A 1,119-nucleotide genomic window follows, 5' to 3' on the forward strand; every position below is an offset into this window, starting at 1 on the left:
CTAGTGTCGCGCGTCGTTAGTTGGTTTACGGTCGTGGGTTTGCGATGATGGGTCATGCCTTCGTCGGGTTTGGTGATCAGTGGTGAGGATCGGGCGGTCTTGGAGTCGTGGGCTCGGTCGCGGGCGATCCGGGCCAGTCATGTTGAGCGGGCCCGGATCGTGCTTGCGGTCGCGGACGGGAACGGGACCGCGGGTACTGCCCGGCTGGTCGGGGTTTCTCGTCCGACGGTGATCAAGTGGCGTGACCGGTTCGCCGCGCACGGCCTGGCGGGTTTGGATGACGAACCTCGTTGCGGGCGGCCGAAAACCGTGGACGATGCCGGGATCATCGCGGCGACGCTGGAGCCGCCGCCGGAGGCGTTGGCGGTGACGCACTGGTCGAGCCGGCTGCTGGGCCGATACCTCGGCATCGGGGACGCGACCGTGGCCAGGGCGTGGCGCAAGTATCACGTGCAGCCGTGGCGGCGGGGGACGTTCAAGTTCTCCACCGACCCGGAACTGGAGGCCAAGGTCCGTGACGTGGTCGGGCTTTACCTGAATCCGCCAGAGAAGGCGCTCGTGTTGTGCGTGGACGAGAAGTCTCAGATCCAGGCACTCAACCGCACAGCGCCGATGCTGCCGCTGCGCCCCGGGCTGCCGGAGAGGGCCACCCACGACTACCAGCGCAACGGGACCACGACCCTGTTCGCGGCACTGGAGATCGCGACCGGGAAGGTCACCGATCAGTGCTACGACCGGCACGGCAAAGCCGAGTTCCTCGACTTCCTCAAAAAGGTCGCCAAGGCCTACCCCCGCCGCGAACTACACGTCGTGCTGGACAACTACCACACCCACAAACACGCCGAGGTCAACGCCTGGCTGGCCAGGAACCCGAGGATCACGCTCCACTTCACACCCACCTCGGGCTCCTGGCTGAACCTGGTCGAGGTGTTCTTCGGCATCATCACCCGCCAGGCGATCCGCCGCGGATCCTTCGACAACGTCAAAGAACTCGTCACCGCGATCCGCGCCTTCATCGACGGCTGGAACAACCGCTGCCACCCGTTCACCTGGACCAAGACCGCCGACGAAATCCTGCCCCACGCCACCCGTCAACGAACATCAGACGCGCGACACTAG

Annotated in this window: 1 protein-coding gene; it reads left to right on the forward strand. The window is 65.7% G+C overall.

The genetic code is table 11. The annotated features are described in order from the left end of the window. The first annotated feature begins 54 nt into the window (after positions 1–54). On the forward strand, positions 55–1,119 hold the full coding sequence (locus tag ACLARN_RS44095) for an IS630 family transposase (protein ID WP_409497452.1): 1,065 nt from the start codon (positions 55–57) through the stop codon (positions 1,117–1,119).

Source organism: Amycolatopsis sp. cmx-11-12 (assembly GCF_046269425.1).
GTDB lineage: Bacteria > Actinomycetota > Actinomycetes > Mycobacteriales > Pseudonocardiaceae > Amycolatopsis.

Coding starts and splice junctions, on each gene's coding strand:
- ACLARN_RS44095 (WP_409497452.1), top strand. CDS start 55: ATGCCTTCGTCGGGTTTGGTGATCAGTGGTGAGGATCGGGCGGTCTTG.